General features: G+C 42.4%; 13 protein-coding genes and 1 pseudogene. 5 read left to right on the forward strand and 9 right to left on the reverse strand.

Annotated features, from left to right (window positions below):
- Positions 1-28: 28 nt before the first annotated feature.
- From FPZ44_RS23300 to FPZ44_RS23315, 4 genes are all read right to left on the reverse strand, one after another.
- A complete protein-coding gene (locus tag FPZ44_RS23300) occupies positions 29-988 on the reverse strand; it encodes a helix-turn-helix transcriptional regulator (protein ID WP_144994485.1) in 960 nt (319 codons plus the stop codon).
- 215 nt (positions 989-1,203) lie between these two features.
- Positions 1,204-2,949: an ABC transporter ATP-binding protein gene (locus FPZ44_RS23305; protein WP_144994487.1), complete on the reverse strand. Its 1,746-nt coding sequence runs from the start codon at positions 2,947-2,949 to the stop codon at positions 1,204-1,206.
- A 15-nt stretch (positions 2,950-2,964) separates the two neighbouring features.
- On the reverse strand, positions 2,965-4,806 hold the full coding sequence (locus tag FPZ44_RS23310) for an ABC transporter ATP-binding protein (protein WP_144994489.1): 1,842 nt from the start codon (positions 4,804-4,806) through the stop codon (positions 2,965-2,967).
- Positions 4,807-4,975: 169 nt separating this feature from the next.
- The gene (locus FPZ44_RS23315; protein WP_186786212.1) at positions 4,976-6,211 is read right to left on the reverse strand and encodes a S1 family peptidase; all 1,236 of its coding nucleotides are present in this window, start codon (positions 6,209-6,211) and stop codon (positions 4,976-4,978) included.
- Between the two features lie 210 nt (positions 6,212-6,421).
- Between FPZ44_RS23315 and FPZ44_RS23320 the strand changes: the two genes are divergently transcribed.
- Entirely contained in the window at positions 6,422-6,817 is a 396-nt protein-coding gene (locus FPZ44_RS23320; protein WP_186786213.1) for a DUF3221 domain-containing protein, read from the forward strand.
- A gap of 297 nt (positions 6,818-7,114) precedes the next feature.
- Entirely contained in the window at positions 7,115-7,441 is a 327-nt protein-coding gene (locus FPZ44_RS23325; RefSeq protein ID WP_144994493.1) for a BLB8/JUQZ-1 family protein, read from the forward strand.
- A gap of 134 nt (positions 7,442-7,575) precedes the next feature.
- Here the strand turns inward: FPZ44_RS23325 and amyS are convergent, their stop codons facing one another.
- Positions 7,576-9,120 carry an alpha-amylase gene (amyS, locus tag FPZ44_RS23330; protein WP_144994618.1) on the reverse strand — a complete coding sequence of 515 codons (1,545 nt, stop codon included), beginning with the start codon at positions 9,118-9,120 and terminating at the stop codon, positions 7,576-7,578.
- 267 nt (positions 9,121-9,387) lie between these two features.
- On the opposite strand from amyS, the gene FPZ44_RS23335 reads away from it, so the two are divergent.
- The gene (locus FPZ44_RS23335) at positions 9,388-10,155 is read left to right on the forward strand and encodes a class I SAM-dependent methyltransferase (protein ID WP_144994494.1); all 768 of its coding nucleotides are present in this window, start codon (positions 9,388-9,390) and stop codon (positions 10,153-10,155) included.
- A gap of 74 nt (positions 10,156-10,229) precedes the next feature.
- Here the strand turns inward: FPZ44_RS23335 and FPZ44_RS23340 are convergent, their stop codons facing one another.
- Positions 10,230-11,243, reverse strand: coding sequence for a phosphotransferase enzyme family protein (locus FPZ44_RS23340; RefSeq protein ID WP_144994495.1), 1,014 nt, complete (start codon positions 11,241-11,243; stop codon positions 10,230-10,232).
- Positions 11,244-11,255: 12 nt separating this feature from the next.
- The gene (locus FPZ44_RS23345; protein ID WP_222429834.1) at positions 11,256-12,581 is read right to left on the reverse strand and encodes a 4-hydroxybenzoate 3-monooxygenase; all 1,326 of its coding nucleotides are present in this window, start codon (positions 12,579-12,581) and stop codon (positions 11,256-11,258) included.
- Between the two features lie 222 nt (positions 12,582-12,803).
- On the opposite strand from FPZ44_RS23345, the gene FPZ44_RS23350 reads away from it, so the two are divergent.
- The gene (locus tag FPZ44_RS23350; RefSeq protein ID WP_144994496.1) at positions 12,804-13,031 is read left to right on the forward strand and encodes a hypothetical protein; all 228 of its coding nucleotides are present in this window, start codon (positions 12,804-12,806) and stop codon (positions 13,029-13,031) included.
- 128 nt (positions 13,032-13,159) lie between these two features.
- Here FPZ44_RS23350 and FPZ44_RS23355 read toward each other — a convergent pair whose 3' ends face one another.
- Entirely contained in the window at positions 13,160-13,990 is an 831-nt protein-coding gene (locus tag FPZ44_RS23355) for a GNAT family N-acetyltransferase (RefSeq protein WP_186786214.1), read from the reverse strand.
- 76 nt (positions 13,991-14,066) lie between these two features.
- Complete coding sequence (locus FPZ44_RS23360) at positions 14,067-14,507, reverse strand: Lrp/AsnC family transcriptional regulator (protein ID WP_144994498.1); 441 nt, start codon at positions 14,505-14,507, stop codon at positions 14,067-14,069.
- Positions 14,508-14,676: 169 nt separating this feature from the next.
- Here FPZ44_RS23360 and FPZ44_RS23365 point away from each other — a divergent pair.
- Positions 14,677-15,738: pseudogene (locus FPZ44_RS23365) on the forward strand (oxidoreductase); the annotation flags it as partial.
- Positions 15,739-15,881: the final 143 nt, after the last annotated feature.

Raw genomic sequence — 15,881 nt, forward strand, 5'->3', positions numbered from 1 at the left:
TATTAAACGTTGCTCTGAATCTCTCCGCTTACTTCTTCCCGCATTCACTTGGATTATAACCAAATGTTTTTTTATACAGGGAGGAGAAGTGACTCATATTACTGTACCCTACCATAGTCGCTGCTTCACTTATATTTACTTTTCCCTGCTCAAGTAATGTTCTTGCTGTATTCATTCGGAGGGCACGCACATAGCCGAATACCGTTGTACCGAACAACTCCTTAAACCCTAGTTTAAGCTTATAGTCATTCAGACAAGCCATTCTAGCTAGTTCACTTAGCATTGGAGGCTGTATCCAAGTGTGATCTAATATTTCCTTTGCCTTGTACAAACTTTGAATATCGTGAGCATTTAATTTAGATTTCGTCGTATAACATTCACCTGGATGGTCATCTAGTCTACTCAAATGTAGAGCCAACAACTCGAGCGCTTTTCCTTCTAAGAAAAGTTTGCGGAGGGTACCTTGGTAAGGACAATTTTGCATTTGTTCAATTAGGAGAGAGATATCAGGAACGCCAGCTAACTGCTGACAGAAAAATGAATGCTGCTTAATAGGTTCAAGTTCAGGAAGTATCATGTCCAGCACGTTCAGATCGATTCGGAGTTCCATATGACGTATACGCTCTTCAGAAGAAATTTCTGTGTGGACTCGAGTGCCGTCCATATAAGTAAGACTGGAAACAGCCGAAGTAAGTTGAAAAGCATGCGCTTGTGCTACTGCTTCGTACACACCTTTACCAGAAACCGTATATGAGATTTCCAAATGAGGATATTGAACATCAAAATCTAACTGGATACCATTGCTGAACGCTGTATCGAACCAAACTAGCTCCATTCCTTTGCGCAAAGGAATTCTCTGAATCGATCCCTCCCCTAAATGGGATGGAATCAAATAACGATCTTGTTCACTTTGACGTTTGAACATCGTAGTGAAATCAGATTCAACATATGCGTCATCTAAATGACGGCTTACGATCTGAATGTTCAAGGTTGTAACCTCACCTCCTAGTTTCCGGTATAAATTGAGAATCATTCTCACTAAAATAGTGTACTGCATTATTCCCACTCCAGCAAGTCATTTGTCTCCTCCAAGCAATAGTACTCACAACAAAAAAACCAGCTCTTATAGAAGAGACTGGCTAACAATCTTATTTTGTTATCCTCAACATGCTGTAATCATCGATTTATAATTCGAAATGTAACTTAAGCTCGTACATTCCAACCTTCCGCATTTTGCTGCAATCCCCACAACTTAGCATAAATACCTCCACTTAAGACCAACGATTGATGTGTTCCTTCTTCAGAGACACTCCCTTGCTCAAGTACAATAATATGATCAGCATGCTGTATCGTCTTTAACCGATGAGCGATAATGACAACCGTTTTGTGAGCTACTAATTCGTTTATCGCTTGTTGTACAGCTGACTCATTTTCGGCATCGAGAGAGGCGGTGGCTTCATCAAGCAATACAATCGGAGCATCTTTCAACAGTGCACGAGCAATAGAAATACGCTGCTTTTCTCCACCTGACAGTGTCGATCCGCCTTCACCCACAGGAGTATCGTACCCTTGCGGCAAAGCAGCTATAAAATCATGACAGCAAGCACGTCTGGCTGCCTCTTCTACTTCTGCTTGTGTCGCATTCATATTTCCGATACGAATGTTGTTACCGATTGTATCTTGGAACAAGTAAACATCCTGGAACACGATCGCGATATGCTGCAATAAGCGTTCAGGGTCTGCTTCGTGAAGGGCTTGACCCCCGATACGAATTTCACCTTGCTGCACATCCCAAAATCGCGAAATCAATCGTGTCACCGTACTTTTCCCGCTCCCCGAAGAGCCAACGAGTGCCGTAATCGTTTTGGGCTTAATCGTAAAAGACACATCTTTCAAAGCCGGTAATGCATGCTCATTGTAACTAAAAGTAACACGTTCAAATACAATGGACCCGTTCGGATTGATATTTTTATCCCCTTGCAACGGCTGCTCTCGCCTTACATCCATAATGCGCTGTGCACTAAATGCAGAATATTTCATCTCGCCATAATTCATTAACACCGCAGTTAACGGATCAAAAATTCGAGTGCCTACTAATAGGAAGAGCAAAAATATCGGCAATGTTAACGATCCGTCCAACAGTAAATAGCTGCCTACTAAAATCATAATCGTCATGCCTGAACGAGCTAGCAGCATGGCGCCCATAATAAGAGGACCAAGAATCGCCTCCAACTGAATCGACGTTTCTTTCAAACGTTGGAACGATAATCGTAATCTTTGAAAACGATCTCCTCCCATATTGTGTGCCTTAATTTCTCGTATGCCTCCCAAATATTCTTGCAAGCGGCTGGCTGCTTCATTTCTCGCTCGGACTTGATTCTCACATAACCGTTCTTGCAAGGAATTTGTTAACCATAACAACAGCAGGCCGAATGGAAGAGCAACAAACATTGCTAGCGTCATTCTCCAATCCAAAAACATAAGGCCCGCGAATGCAAATACAGGCATAATGATGCCGCTGATCAGCTGTGGCACATTGTGAGAGATTGTCGTCTCCACTTGCGTATAATCACTAAGCAATAAGTTCGTCATATCAGCAGGATCACGCCTATTGAAAAATCCTAAGGATAGACGACGAATGTGCTCTGCTAATTCTAATCGCCCTGATGCTGCCTGACGATAAGCCACATAGTACGATTTATCGTACAGAATGGAGAATGTCCAATATGAGATAAACATCCATCCAAATAACAAAATGCTAACTGTCCACAATCGAGTTGTATCCAAACCGAATTGAGGCTCCGCGAAGTACATGTACATCGTATTGAATATATCAACCAGCAGCACCGCTGGAAATACTCTGACGATTCCATCTAGGATTGCTGCTAAACCTGTTGGCCATAAGCTGCGGACATTTCCACCTGAAATGTTTGTGAAATATTGCATCATTTCGATTTCCCTCCCTTATACCTTCGTCGTTGAAATGCTCTTATTCACGCCCAATTTCCAAGTCGTTGAACTTATATGTGCCCGCCACAATTTTTGATACAAACCATCTAACCCCAACAGCTCATCATGCGTTCCCCGTTCTACAATTTCACCTTTATTCACAACAAGTATTTGCTCTGCCGAACGTATCGTCGACAATCGATGAGCAATGATCAGCACGGTCTTTCCTTTTACAAGTTCCATCAACCCTTGTTGAATTTTCTTTTCATTTTCTGCATCGGCATAAGCAGTTGCTTCATCTAGAACCAAAATAGGAGCATTTTTCAAAATGGCCCGAGCGATTGCAATACGCTGCGCTTCACCGCCAGATAGATGAGTGCCCCCTTCACCTATTTTCGTCTGATAACCATCCTCTAACTTCTCAATAAACTCATGGCAGCAAGCACGTTTGGCAGCAGCAATAACGTCCGATTGGGATGCTGTTGAATTGCCCATCCTGATATTTGCTTCGATCGTATCGTAGAACAAATGAACATCTTGAAACACGAACGATACCGTATCCATTAACTGCTCCGTCCCCATCTCACTTATAGGAACTCCGCCTATCGTAATAACACCATGCTGTACATCCCAGAAGCGCAGCAGTAATTGCGCAATCGTAGATTTCCCTCCTCCAGAAGGGCCGACAAGTGCGGTTACTTCCCCTGCTCTCGCCATGAAATTTACATCCTTTAACACATATTTAACATCGTTATCATCGTTATGATCTTTATCATCTTTATTTTCGTATGTAAAAGTGACCTGTTGGAAAGCAACATCATAGGTAGTTGGAACTTGGGGATGAGCTGGTTCTTTCACTGCTACCTCTGAAAAGACAGCTTCAATTCGCTTATTGCCTTCCACAATCTCTCTCAACCCAGAGCCAACATACATCAACTTGAGCACTGGTGCAGACAAGCTCGGTGAAACGAGTAAAAACAAAATAAACGTAATCGCAAACGATTGGCTACCAGCATTAGCATGACCACTAATGAGCCATATACCAATTGGAATAACGAACGTATATAAAGAACTGATGACTATAAAAAATATACCGTAAGGTGTTTTGTATAAGTCTGTAATGCCGATCGATATATCTCTGTATTTCGTAACCGCCTGCTTAAACGTTAAAAATCGAGCTGCCTTTATCCCAAATACTTTAATGGCCGGCATTCCTCGAACATACTCCACTCCCGTTGCATTCATTTCTTCCATCGCATATTGATAGTCGCGGTACGCTTGCTGACCTTTTGCACCACCATATATTTTCGTTTGCAGCCACATGCCAACGATCATCGGGATGACCAATGCCAATGCCAGACGCCAATCCAGCCAAAATAAATAGCCAATGAATAATAAAGGAACGATAACCGCACTAAGCAGGTCTGGTATTTGATGCGCGATAAACTTCTCAACCTTTTCCACACTAATTTCAATAATTTTTTTCAATTCGCCTGTTGCCGTTTTCGTATGATAGCCCATCGGCAATTTAGCTATATGATCGGCAAGTCGTACGCGTAGTTGATAGAGAATATGAAAGGCCGCGATATGAGAGCTCATTGCACTTATGTAAATCGCAATCAAAGCAGCAATTAAGCTGACAAGGCTCACGATTCCCCAATATACAATCAATTCACCGTCTATAGCCGCAGCATGTTGAGCATGTTCGAACAATTCCTTAATGATGTTATAAACAGCGATGAAGGGAACAATTTGCAGCAAGCTCGACAGCACTGACAATATCACCGATACGATCAAAAGCCCCTTTTTCTCACTCGCTATGTTTAGTAAATTCGATAGATCAGATTTTCGCTTCATATTTCATTCCCCCTAGATGTAGTCGTTGCTCCCATTTCCAATGGAAAACGATACTTTCTCTTGGCTTTGATCATAAAAAAAAACCGCAAACGCAGCTACCTTGAAACGGAGCGCATTTACGGTAAAACGGATTTTTTTATGATAAGGACGGAAATTAACCAAAGTGCATCTAAAATGGCGTTGAAGATTTATTAATTTTAAATGTTGTGCCGAAATATTCCGTCATTTTACTCGTTTTAGCTGCATATCCCCATGATTGATTCTGCGAATCTCCACCTGCGCTATGAATGCCTAACAATACATCTCCTGCCCATGTGATACTACCGCTATCCCCGCCTTGAGAATAATCTTTATAATTTCCTGTAGCAACAATTTTAACGACATCGCGTACGGTTATTCCGGTTATACTATCTTCAAAACTAGTTGAAGTTTCTTGTACTTGGCCACAAGTATATCCTGTTGTGAGTCCAGATTTACATACATACTGATTAGCTACAAATGACCCCGACTGCGTATATTTAGCATCATAATTCGTAACCGCATTTTTAAAAATTGAATTGGAAATTTTTCTTCCTGAATTCGTAACATCAATTAAACCTACGTCTATTCCCTTTGATGAAAAATAACTCACATGATCCCTTCCTACATTATTATCCCATTGCTTCACAATTGCTTGGTTGCCATTTAAGCAATGACCCGCTGTAACTATAAATTTTTTCTCATCCTTAGTAGCAGTAAAAGCGGTTGTACAATAATTATGTGTAGCATATGGGGAAAATAGAAAGCCAATCCCGCCACCCAATATAGTATGATTGTCTCTTCTTGAGAACTCTGTGTAGTTCTTGGCTTCAGGATCTATCACGATATGAATCACATCATTCCCTGCCTTAGAAACTTCGGATAATTGATTCAAGCTCTTCAAATCCTTAGCTTCTGTCACCGTAACATTAACTCGTTGTTGTGCTTCATCAACCCCAACAGAACTTATCACAGTTCCAGTGCTCTCCAGCTGTTGTTTCTGATCTATAATTTGATCCTTTATTTCATTTAGTTCATGATACGTAAATTTAGAAGGTACAAAAGCAACCCGATTAGAGAGTAATTCACCAAGTTCCGCTTTGATGCGTGCTGTTTTGCTATCTTCTACCTTGAATCCAATTACAATTTTGAATCCGTTGCTGCGGTCAATATGCACTGTCCCATAATCTTGAATCGCTTCATAGGAACCTAAAATCTCAGAAACTTTCTCCTGCATCTGCATGAGATAAACCATTTCCTCAGCAATTTGTTCCTCGGATACTTCATGCTCGACATTTAGCGCAGAAGGTCTAGCGTCTACATAGGAATCATCTACAAAAATAGACACTATAAATAGAAACACTACCAAACACAGAATCTTATTCATTCTCATCATGCTACCTCCTTGAATATTTTCCCACAACAACATCACTTAACCCAATATTTACGTTTCGAATACATTCATCAGGGTAATCATAGCTAACTAAAAATAATGAACTGCAACCTCGAAGAAATATATTCCGTCATAATAAATAGAAACTTTGTTGCTGTACGCACGATAAATCTTGCTAATGATCTACTTCACAAGGAGGAGGAAATGATGAATCGGTTGATTGCGGCATTGCTCATTGCTCTTTTATTCGTTACAGGATGTACGAGTTCGCAAGGAACTGAACCTCCAAAACATGAACAGGGCGCTGAGAATAAAGATTTTCGTATCTATGAGGGCAGAATTGCAGAGAAAACGATAAGATGGGAAAATACTCTTCTTATTCTTCTTATCCCTAACCTATCCAAAGAAGAAGCTGTTACAAAGAAACCCAATGAACTTATCGAACAATACGGGAAACAGGACATCGCTTACTATGTTGTCGATAAGAAGTTGTACGATAAGTTGGAAATTGGACAGAAGGTGAAAATCAAGGCGGAGCTCGACCAGTTGGAGCCTTACCCACCCATTCGCTCGATTATCGAACTAGAGGTCATTGAGTAACGACTTTTACAATTGTTCTTTACATTTACTATCAAAATTTAAAAGAGCAATATGCACAAAAGGTACGCCACTCTATGGATCGTGCGTTTTCGCTCTTCTATCATTTTCATCAATCTATAACTAATCTTTATCAAATATTTACCATTTCTTTAGCAGTAAAAACTCCCCTTTGATGTACAATGAAGTGGTCGAGTTCGGATCTTCCTGCTCTTGCGCATCGAGTAGGAAGATCGATGCACTCATAACGCTCATACTCCACGAACATCGGCATCATTTTACTTATGGAGGTATTTGAAAATGAAATATATGAGCAAAGTGTTGATGTCCACTGTATTAGCGTTCGGTCTTCTGTCAGGCTCCGTTGGCGCTCTTGGCGCTGAAAACGTAAGTCAATCATCTGTTGGAATTCAATCGAGTACCGTTCATCCTGTTCTTGAGTTAAGAGTAGGTGAGACGTATCAGTTTGCTGGTAAGGGGTTCAGCGCGCAGTTGATCAGCGGACATGGAGTAATAAGTCTAGACCAGTACGGGAAGGCTACCGCGTTGAGCCCTGGAGATGCTGTGGTCCATGTTCATCCGAAGAGTGGAATTACACAAATTCGTCCTATTAAAGTCTTACCTTAAGTTACACATTTTAATATAGTAGAAAAAAAAGCGTCAAAGACACCAAGCTCTCCCTGTCTCAAAAACAGGGACAGACACTTGCTAATGTCTTTGACGCTCTCTATTATTACTTTCAGTACAACTCTCTTAAACTCTTACTTCTCCACATAAATAGAAACAGAACCGCCATTTACATGGAACTCAGCCCAACCGTCTTGGTTGATCGTTACCGTCTCCTTACGATTGCCTGTAAGGTCGTACCACACTTCACCAGCATTTTGCTTACCAACATTCATCCATTTGGAGCCGCCCGGACCATCTGTAATAAGTGTCGCCAAGCCAGACTTCGCACGAGTGGTCTCGCCTTCACGAGTCCAGCCGATTACATCCCAATGATCCAAGTAGTCATGCTGCTTACCATACGCATAGTCTTTACGAGCTTTCAGCATCGGATCTAGCTTATCTTTCATCGCTGGAATTTCATACGTGCTGCTGCCTTTAGTACCATAGTAGTCACCATAGAATACAGAAGGATAACCCGACTCACGTGTCAAAATAAACGCATATGCCAACGGCTTGAACCATGGACTTACAACGGATTCCAAAGCTTGTCCAGGCTGAGAATCATGGTTTTCAACCAACGTTACTGCTAACGTAGGATGATTAGCTACAACCGTTCCATTTAAAATATTTCTCATATCATAATTGCCGTTTCCATTTGAAGCATAATGGAAGTTATAATGCAGCGGCGCATCAAATACGGATTGATTGTAGTTCGTTTTCGCCAAGTAATTGTTCAGCGCATTAACATCATTCTGCCAGTACTCCGCTACCGTAAACATTTCTTTTCCGGTTTGCTGTCTAACATGGTTCACCCAGTCACCCAAATAATCATGCTTAATATGCTTGACCGCATCTAAACGGAAACCATCCAGATTCAGCTCATTCGCATACCATGTACCCCAACGCTTCATTTCATTCGCAACATCAGGATGATCAAAATCAAGATCGGCAAACATTAGGTAATCATAGTTTCCTTTTTCGCTGGATACTTCCCAGTCCCATGCTTTACCGATACCTCTAAATTTATAAATACGATTCAAGTCCCTGCCTTCATCCCAATCTGTCCCGTTGAAATGATACCAGTTCCACTTGAAATCTGAATATGTATTGTTGCGTCCCTTAAAGTCAAAGCCTGTCCAAGCATCAATCTGATAATCTCCAGATGTCTCACGGTTACGATTGTTAGGATCGACCTCAACAGAAGTTACTCTCTCCGTAAAGTCAGCGCCGCCCTTATGGTTCATAACCACATCGCCATACACATCTATATTTTGCGTATGCAGCGTATTAATCGCTGACTTCAGTTCGCCTTTCGTTCCATACTTAGTACGAACCGTACCTTTTTGGTTAAATTCCCCTAAGTCATACAAATCATAGGCTCCATAGCCGACATCGTTTTGCTGCGTTCCTTTGTAGGCAGGAGGAATCCATACCGCTGTAATTCCTTTATCCGCTAGATTCGCAGCATCGCTCTGCAAACGTTTCCAATGAAGTCCATCATTAGGGAGATACCATTCAAAATACTGCATCATCGTTCCGTTGTGAGCTTTAGTTGCTGCTTCTGCTTGTTGACCCGTAGAAACGTAAGGAATAAGCATTCCAAGCGCTAAACATGTTACGAGTATTCGTTTCATCATTTTCAATGCCAGTCACACCCTTTTGTCTATTCTTGATAGTCTAATCTATGAAAACGTTTGCATAAATCTATTAATCATTATAGTTTTAGTTGGATCTGGCGTAAAGTAGATTTTGAAGAATTATCCGTTTTTTTGTCTATTATTGTCGACCTCAGAGAATATTTCATACAAGAACTCAAACTACCTTTGGCACTGTTCCCCTTGACCATTATCTATATCAACCTTATAATCTGGGTTAAATTTACATACAGACAAAGGAGAACTACAATGTCATTTAGTTTCTATGGGGAACTTTGTACAGAAGTATACGAGCTGACCAAGCCAATCGGACATTCTATTAATGGTGATCTGGAATTTTATAAGCAGAAACTCGCAGCATGCGAAGGACGCATTTTAGAGGTGATGGTCGGTTCAGGGCGTGTCATGATTCCATTACTCGAAGCAGGTCTTACTGTAGACGGAATGGACTACTCTCCAGAAATGCTCGCTGTCTGCCGCCAACATTGTGAAGAGCGCGGACTTCAAGCTAATTTAGTTCAAGCCGATTTACTACAGCTTTCCCTGCCCAATCAGTACGAGGCCATTATTATTCCTTGCGGATCGTTTCTATTAATTGAGGATCGTCAACAATCGATTCAAGCTTTGCAGCGACTTTATGAGCACCTTCAACCTGACGGTAGGCTCATTCTCGATCTCTTCTTGCCTGATGCTAACTTTGAGTTGGGCACATTCGAAGGAACCTCAACGTTCCATTTTCCTAATGGTGATCTGATTACGATGGAAAGCAAGCTCGTCGAAGCCGATTTATTCAACCAATTCAAAGTCTCTCATCTAAAATATGAAAAATGGCGAAACGGCAATCTCGTCCAAACGGAATTACAGCGCTTCGCCATACGTTGGTACGGTGTAGAAGAATTCAAGCTCGTTCTTGAAAGCATTGGTTTTACCGATATCGTAGTATCCGCAGATTATGTAGATGGGCGTCAACCAAGCAATGCCCAACAATGTTATACATTTGAGGCGGTTAGAAAATAATGATTATTGCTTGAATGAGACCTAAATAAGAAACTTGAAATTTTAATGCTCAATACCCAGGCTCCAATATTCGACTATTCAACCTCTATCGGTTCAAGCGGTTCGAATAAAAATGGACGTTCCTGCAAATAGCTCTGAATAATCGCCTGTGCAAACGGCTGTTCTGCGTTCAGACCAGCCGTTTCTCTAGGATCAGAGGAATGATGGCAGTAATTCTCGATCATAAACATAACGAACATACTCGCAAGCGGTCCAACATAGTCCCCCTCCAGCCTTCTAACACTTTCATAGCCTTCCAGAAAGAGCTTTCTATATGTCCCGCCAAGCCCTAGTATCGTACCTGCAATATCATATAAATAATAACCATAGCCGCATCTTGCAAAGTCGATTGGGAAAGCCTCTTCCCCTCTGAAAATAACATTTTCCATATGCAAATCAGCATGGATTAAGCCAAAGCTACGCGCATGTTTCTCCATCGCCTCTAAATCTGCTATGATTTTGTCTGCTGCCCTTTGATACATACTCCATCCCTTTTCAGATAAGAAGCAGGGATAGTACTGTTCGAGCTTGGCCATATTTTTACGGAAGCTATCCACTCCCCAACTAGGAAAGGAATGATCCGTGTCAGGAACAAATTCCGCTGCAGCAATATGAAGTCGTGCCATCAGCTGGCCCATATTGCTAACCTGACATTCTGTAGGCGCCTCGTTTAACAATTCTCCCTCCAACCAATTCATCAGCGTTACATATAGCGTCTCGCCTTGATCAGATACAAGCTCCAATACATACTCGCCATTACGGCTTACCTGTCCTTCAGGAACAGTAAGACCACGGCTCCCCAATGCTTGAAGCAGCATCATTTCAGCGCGAATTTCTGCTTTTTCTCTACTATTATTGTGAATGCGCAGCAAGAAGCACTCATCCAATTCTGTTTCAATTTTAAATGTAATCGTATCAGATATTTTATTAAACTCAATTCGTTTCCACGCTAGATCATATTGCTGCACTGCCGCTAAAGCAGCATTTCGTACACTCGCTAGTACAGCTCGTCTTTTTTCATCTGTGTCGATTTGCCAACCTTGATACATCTCAACGCTCCTCTACTTACCAACATAATTGGCTGCAAATGTGTTCGCATAATCTCCCTGCCCACACAGCCGCTCAAGTCTGGCCCGCCGTAAACGATCCGAAAAAGTACGACTTCCGCTTTCATCAAGGTTATGAATTAAGCGCAGCATCCAATCCGAAAATTCAATCGTCTGCCACACATGAGGCAGTCTTGTTTCCGTGTACTTACTTAGATGCGTTCCATCTCCTTCTCGGTAATAAGTTATAAAAGCCTCCGCCAGAAATTCAGAATCAGCAATGGCAAGGTTCATCCCCTTCGCCCCGACTGGAGTAATAATATGGGCAGCATCGCCAGCTAGAAATAGGTTGCCATACTGCATCGTTTCGGTGACAACACTGCGCATATCCAGTACTCGGCGCTCGATAAGCTTTCCAGGGACGAGTTCATCATTTCCACTACGATCACCATCATTACTATTAACAGCCATGCGCTTGCGCAGCTCATGCCAAATGCGCTCTTCGGGCCAATCAGATTCTTTATCTTGTGGAGAACACTCCAAATAAAATCGAGTCACTTGTGGTGTACGCGGCATTTGCCCAGCGAAGCCTGACTCATGCAGCGCATAGATCACTCGTTCCGTCGAAGACGGGACTTCGGCTAAAAGCGCAAGCCATCCAATGCCATATTGCCTCGTTACCGCAGAAAAACGGTCTGGTGGAATAGAAGCTCGGGCAATACCATGAAACCCATCGCAGCCAGCAATAAAGTCGCACTCCACCTGTTTCACAACAGGTGAATGATCGATATTATTTTGCGCATGACAATGAATCACCGCTTTATCATCCTCAAGCCCTTCGATCTTAACCACCGGATGAGAAAACAAAATCGTGCCACCACGTGCAATAAACAACTCAATAAGATCACTGACCACGAATTGCTGGGGATAGACAGTATGAGCACAACCTGCCATATCTCCATACGGAACGATGTACTGCCGACCCTCTAATCGGAATTCGCATGTTGTATGCTGTACACCTCGTAGATCCAATCCTTTAGAAAATCCGTTCCTGCGGAGAAACTCCACAATACGATGCTCAAGGAAACCAGCTCTCGCACGTGTCTCCACATACTCCCTTGTCTGGCGATCCAGAACGATGCATGCAATACCTGCTTGCTGCAACAAGAGTGCAAGAACGAGACCAGCAGGCCCTGCTCCCACCACACCGACCTGCGTACGAAATTGTCTATCTGTTTTTACCGAATGACTAGCATCTTTCTCCTGATTGACCGTGTCCATATGGGATGCCGCTTGTTCTTCCGCATTCTCATCCTGTTCAGACGAATTGCACTTCACCATAAAATATCCCCCTGTCCACCCTAAACTCGCCTACTCCGCAGTGCTTCTAATCTCGCCAAGATCATAGCAGAGCTGCTGCCAAATAAAAATAGGATAAAGGAATCCAAGCCCATCCAATTATGTAGGCAGGAAGATTCGATTTTAGGTTTACATACATCTTCATCTTCAAACTGCTGCACCAGCCTGCATCATTTGCATACAATGCCTAAGGAGGTGAGACAAATGCCACCTTGGTATCAAAAAGCGATTCAATTGCAAGGTCAGCCAGTAGGCGTATCATTGGCGAATGGGCAAGGTATAAGCGGACTTTTATGCAGCATTAGCGGAGGTACGGTCGTGATTCAAGAGTACTTATATCAGAATCAATTTGCAGCGAAACAATATCCATTTGCCGCGATCCAAGACATCAACCCATTTCCAGGATGCTATGTTCCCAGCCCCGTATATTAATCAATTAGATAAAGAAAAACACATCGCAGCCAACAAATAGTTCCCGTTCTTTCTATGGACAGGGACTATTTGATCGTGTCTACTATTAAGAGTATCGCAAATTAGCATTCTACTTATTTCGTTCATAACTAAAAATGAAACCAACTAATTTTATAGCGATGGGCTTGCTTTAAGCCTGCCTTCTCCGCTGTTTTTTGCGAAGCAAGATTGCTATCCATACAATCCCACCATGCATCAATGTGGTGATCACGGAACGTTTGCAGCAATCGTGTAACCAAACCGCTGGACAATCCCTGCTTCCGATAAGACTCCAGTGTCTCTACGCCAATCGTATGTGTCGATTGAAACTTGGCAGAGGAAACCGCTATGCTTGCTACTTCGTTAGATTCCGTAAGTGCGGCATAACCATAACCTTTGCCTATATAATTGCTCACCGTGCCCCAATACTGCTTGATATAATTAACTAAGAAATCTGCATTATTGATTTCTCGCTTATCCAGCTCAAGCATCAGCGCTTCATCAATCTCTACAACCTTAAATGACCCTATCTTATCATCGTAAGATACCTGACTATGTTGCGAAATAATAGACTTATATACATACTGATAGCTCTCATCTATCTTCCGATTACCAATATGTTGATAGATTGTGGAGTACCAATCCTCCGAATCTACCGAGAACTCAAAGTAAGAAGTATCTTTCTTTTTCAAAAATGGAATAACTTCATCCTCTATCAACTTTGCCAAAGACTGATTGAATGCCCTATTGTTAGCATTGCCCATGAACGTAAAGCATCCCAACCCGCTGGACCACACTAACGCGGATGAAGGGTTCAACGCATCATCCACCCATACTTCTCCGGGATTATTGCCAACAACAACACCTGCGAACATCATGTCGCTCTCACTCGTAACTAGCTTACTTGCCAACCACTCGTTTCGTTCATTTATAAGTATCATAATCTCGTCCTCACTCATGTTGGTTTATCTGGCTGGACTTGCTCGGTAAATGAAAATATACGTCCTCTACACAAACTTAATCCTCTTGGATCGAAGGAATGATATTTTTTTGATCAATTAACGACGACATGACGATCAATGTGGTAGAATCTCCATGCTCTCCACTGGCATTAATAAACGCCTCCAGTGTTTCCATCGTATCCGTGACGACTTTTAGCAAATAGTTATATTGTCCGCTTATTCTGTGCAGTTCCAGAACATCGGGATATTCCTTGCAAAATTCAACAAACTTTTCACAGCGCTTCGTATGAAAAAGTAGATAGGCACTTATGCATTTATGCATCTTCTCTGGAGAAACAACAGCTCGATACTGTTTAATGATCCCTTTCTCCTCCATCCTGCGAACCCTCTCTGTAGCTGCGGGTTGAGACAAGCCAATCATTTTCCCCAATTCCGTCATCGACGTCCGAGCCTGATCTTGCAAAATTATTAAAATTTCCTTATCCACTTGGTCCATTCGAAAGCACTCCTTTAATTTAAAAGAAATATCTTCCTAATTACTTGAATTTCAAGTTCACTATAGCACAATTCCTTCAATGTCACCTGTAAAAATAAGTATTAATGCTTTACCATAAATCGTAAGGAAAATAAATCGTAAAAGACGATAATAAAACCGGAGGGATACCTTTATGCGTATAGGAAAAATGCAATTACTGCAGCCGATTCAAATGGGAGCATGGAATCTTCGCAACCGTATTGTCATGGCACCAATGACACGCTGCTTTGCCGATAATGAGACAGGAGTTGTCGGCCCCGACGTGGTCGAATATTACCGCAAAAGAGCTGCAGATGGTGTTGGGCTCATTATTTCAGAAGGAATTACGATCAGTCCTCGTGCAAAGGGTACGATTGGTTTACCTGGTTTATATACAGAGGAACAAATAAAAAGTTGGAAAAAGGTCACCGATGCGGTCCATCAAGTAGGCGGAACGATAATTGCGCAAATATGGCATGTTGGGAGACTTACGCGCCATGAGATTGCAGGCGGACTTCCGCCGCAAGCACCTTCTGCCATCCAGGCAGACGGTCATGTTCATAGGCTCGGCAAGCCATACGATACCCCAGAAGAGATGTCTATTGCTGATATCAAAGAAGTCATTCAGCAGTATGCGGCGGCAGCACGAAATGCCATAACCGCTGGCTTTGACGGTGTTGAAATTCATGGCGCGCACGGCTATCTAATTGACCAGTTCAATTCGGACGTATCCAATCACCGACAAGACAAATACGGCGGCGACTTGCGCCAGCGCTTAACCTTTATGAAAGAAGTCTCGCAGGCTGTCATTGCTGAAATAGGAGCCGACCGGACCATTATGCGCTTCTCCGCCTTAAAAGATGATGTGCGTGACTATATGTGGGAAGATCCCGATGCGGCTATTCAAACGTTTGTGGAGGCTTTTAAAGAAAGTGGACTAACGATGATTCATCCTTCGACAATGGACTTTAGTCAAGTCATTTCCGACGGTCTTACCCTGCATGAGATTGCCCGTAAATATTGGGATGGCATCATTATAGGCGTTGGAAATTTAAATCCTGAGCTTGCAGAACAGGCAGTGGAAGCAGAAACGATTGATGCAGCAGCATTCGGACGCCCTTTCCTTGCCAACCCAGACTTAGTAAGCCGAGTGAGCCAAGGTGAGGAGTTTATTGCGTTTGATGCTAGCAAACATTTTCATGTGTTGGTGTAAGTCCTTAACAAACAAAAAATAGACCGCCCAATGCAAGGGAAACGGTCTATCACTAATAATCACTATTGCGGTCGCCCTCTTTTTAAGCGGATACCACGAGGAGTCGTGTTCACGCACGGCTCTTTCTTCATTTTATTCGTGCA

Source organism: Paenibacillus agilis (genome assembly GCF_007786455.1).
GTDB lineage: Bacteria > Bacillota > Bacilli > Paenibacillales > Paenibacillaceae > Paenibacillus_B > Paenibacillus_B agilis.

Coding starts and splice junctions, on each gene's coding strand:
- FPZ44_RS23305 (WP_144994487.1), bottom strand. CDS start 2,949: ATGATGCAATATTTCACAAACATTTCAGGTGGAAATGTCCGCAGCTTA.
- FPZ44_RS23310 (WP_144994489.1), bottom strand. CDS start 4,806: ATGAAGCGAAAATCTGATCTATCGAATTTACTAAACATAGCGAGTGAG.
- FPZ44_RS23315 (WP_186786212.1), bottom strand. CDS start 6,211: ATGAATAAGATTCTGTGTTTGGTAGTGTTTCTATTTATAGTGTCTATT.
- FPZ44_RS23320 (WP_186786213.1), top strand. CDS start 6,422: ATGATGAATCGGTTGATTGCGGCATTGCTCATTGCTCTTTTATTCGTT.
- FPZ44_RS23325 (WP_144994493.1), top strand. CDS start 7,115: ATGAAATATATGAGCAAAGTGTTGATGTCCACTGTATTAGCGTTCGGT.
- amyS (WP_144994618.1), bottom strand. CDS start 9,120: ATGATGAAACGAATACTCGTAACATGTTTAGCGCTTGGAATGCTTATT.
- FPZ44_RS23335 (WP_144994494.1), top strand. CDS start 9,388: ATGTCATTTAGTTTCTATGGGGAACTTTGTACAGAAGTATACGAGCTG.
- FPZ44_RS23340 (WP_144994495.1), bottom strand. CDS start 11,243: ATGTATCAAGGTTGGCAAATCGACACAGATGAAAAAAGACGAGCTGTA.
- FPZ44_RS23345 (WP_222429834.1), bottom strand. CDS start 12,581: ATGGTGAAGTGCAATTCGTCTGAACAGGATGAGAATGCGGAAGAACAA.
- FPZ44_RS23350 (WP_144994496.1), top strand. CDS start 12,804: ATGCCACCTTGGTATCAAAAAGCGATTCAATTGCAAGGTCAGCCAGTA.
- FPZ44_RS23355 (WP_186786214.1), bottom strand. CDS start 13,990: ATGATACTTATAAATGAACGAAACGAGTGGTTGGCAAGTAAGCTAGTT.
- FPZ44_RS23360 (WP_144994498.1), bottom strand. CDS start 14,507: ATGGACCAAGTGGATAAGGAAATTTTAATAATTTTGCAAGATCAGGCT.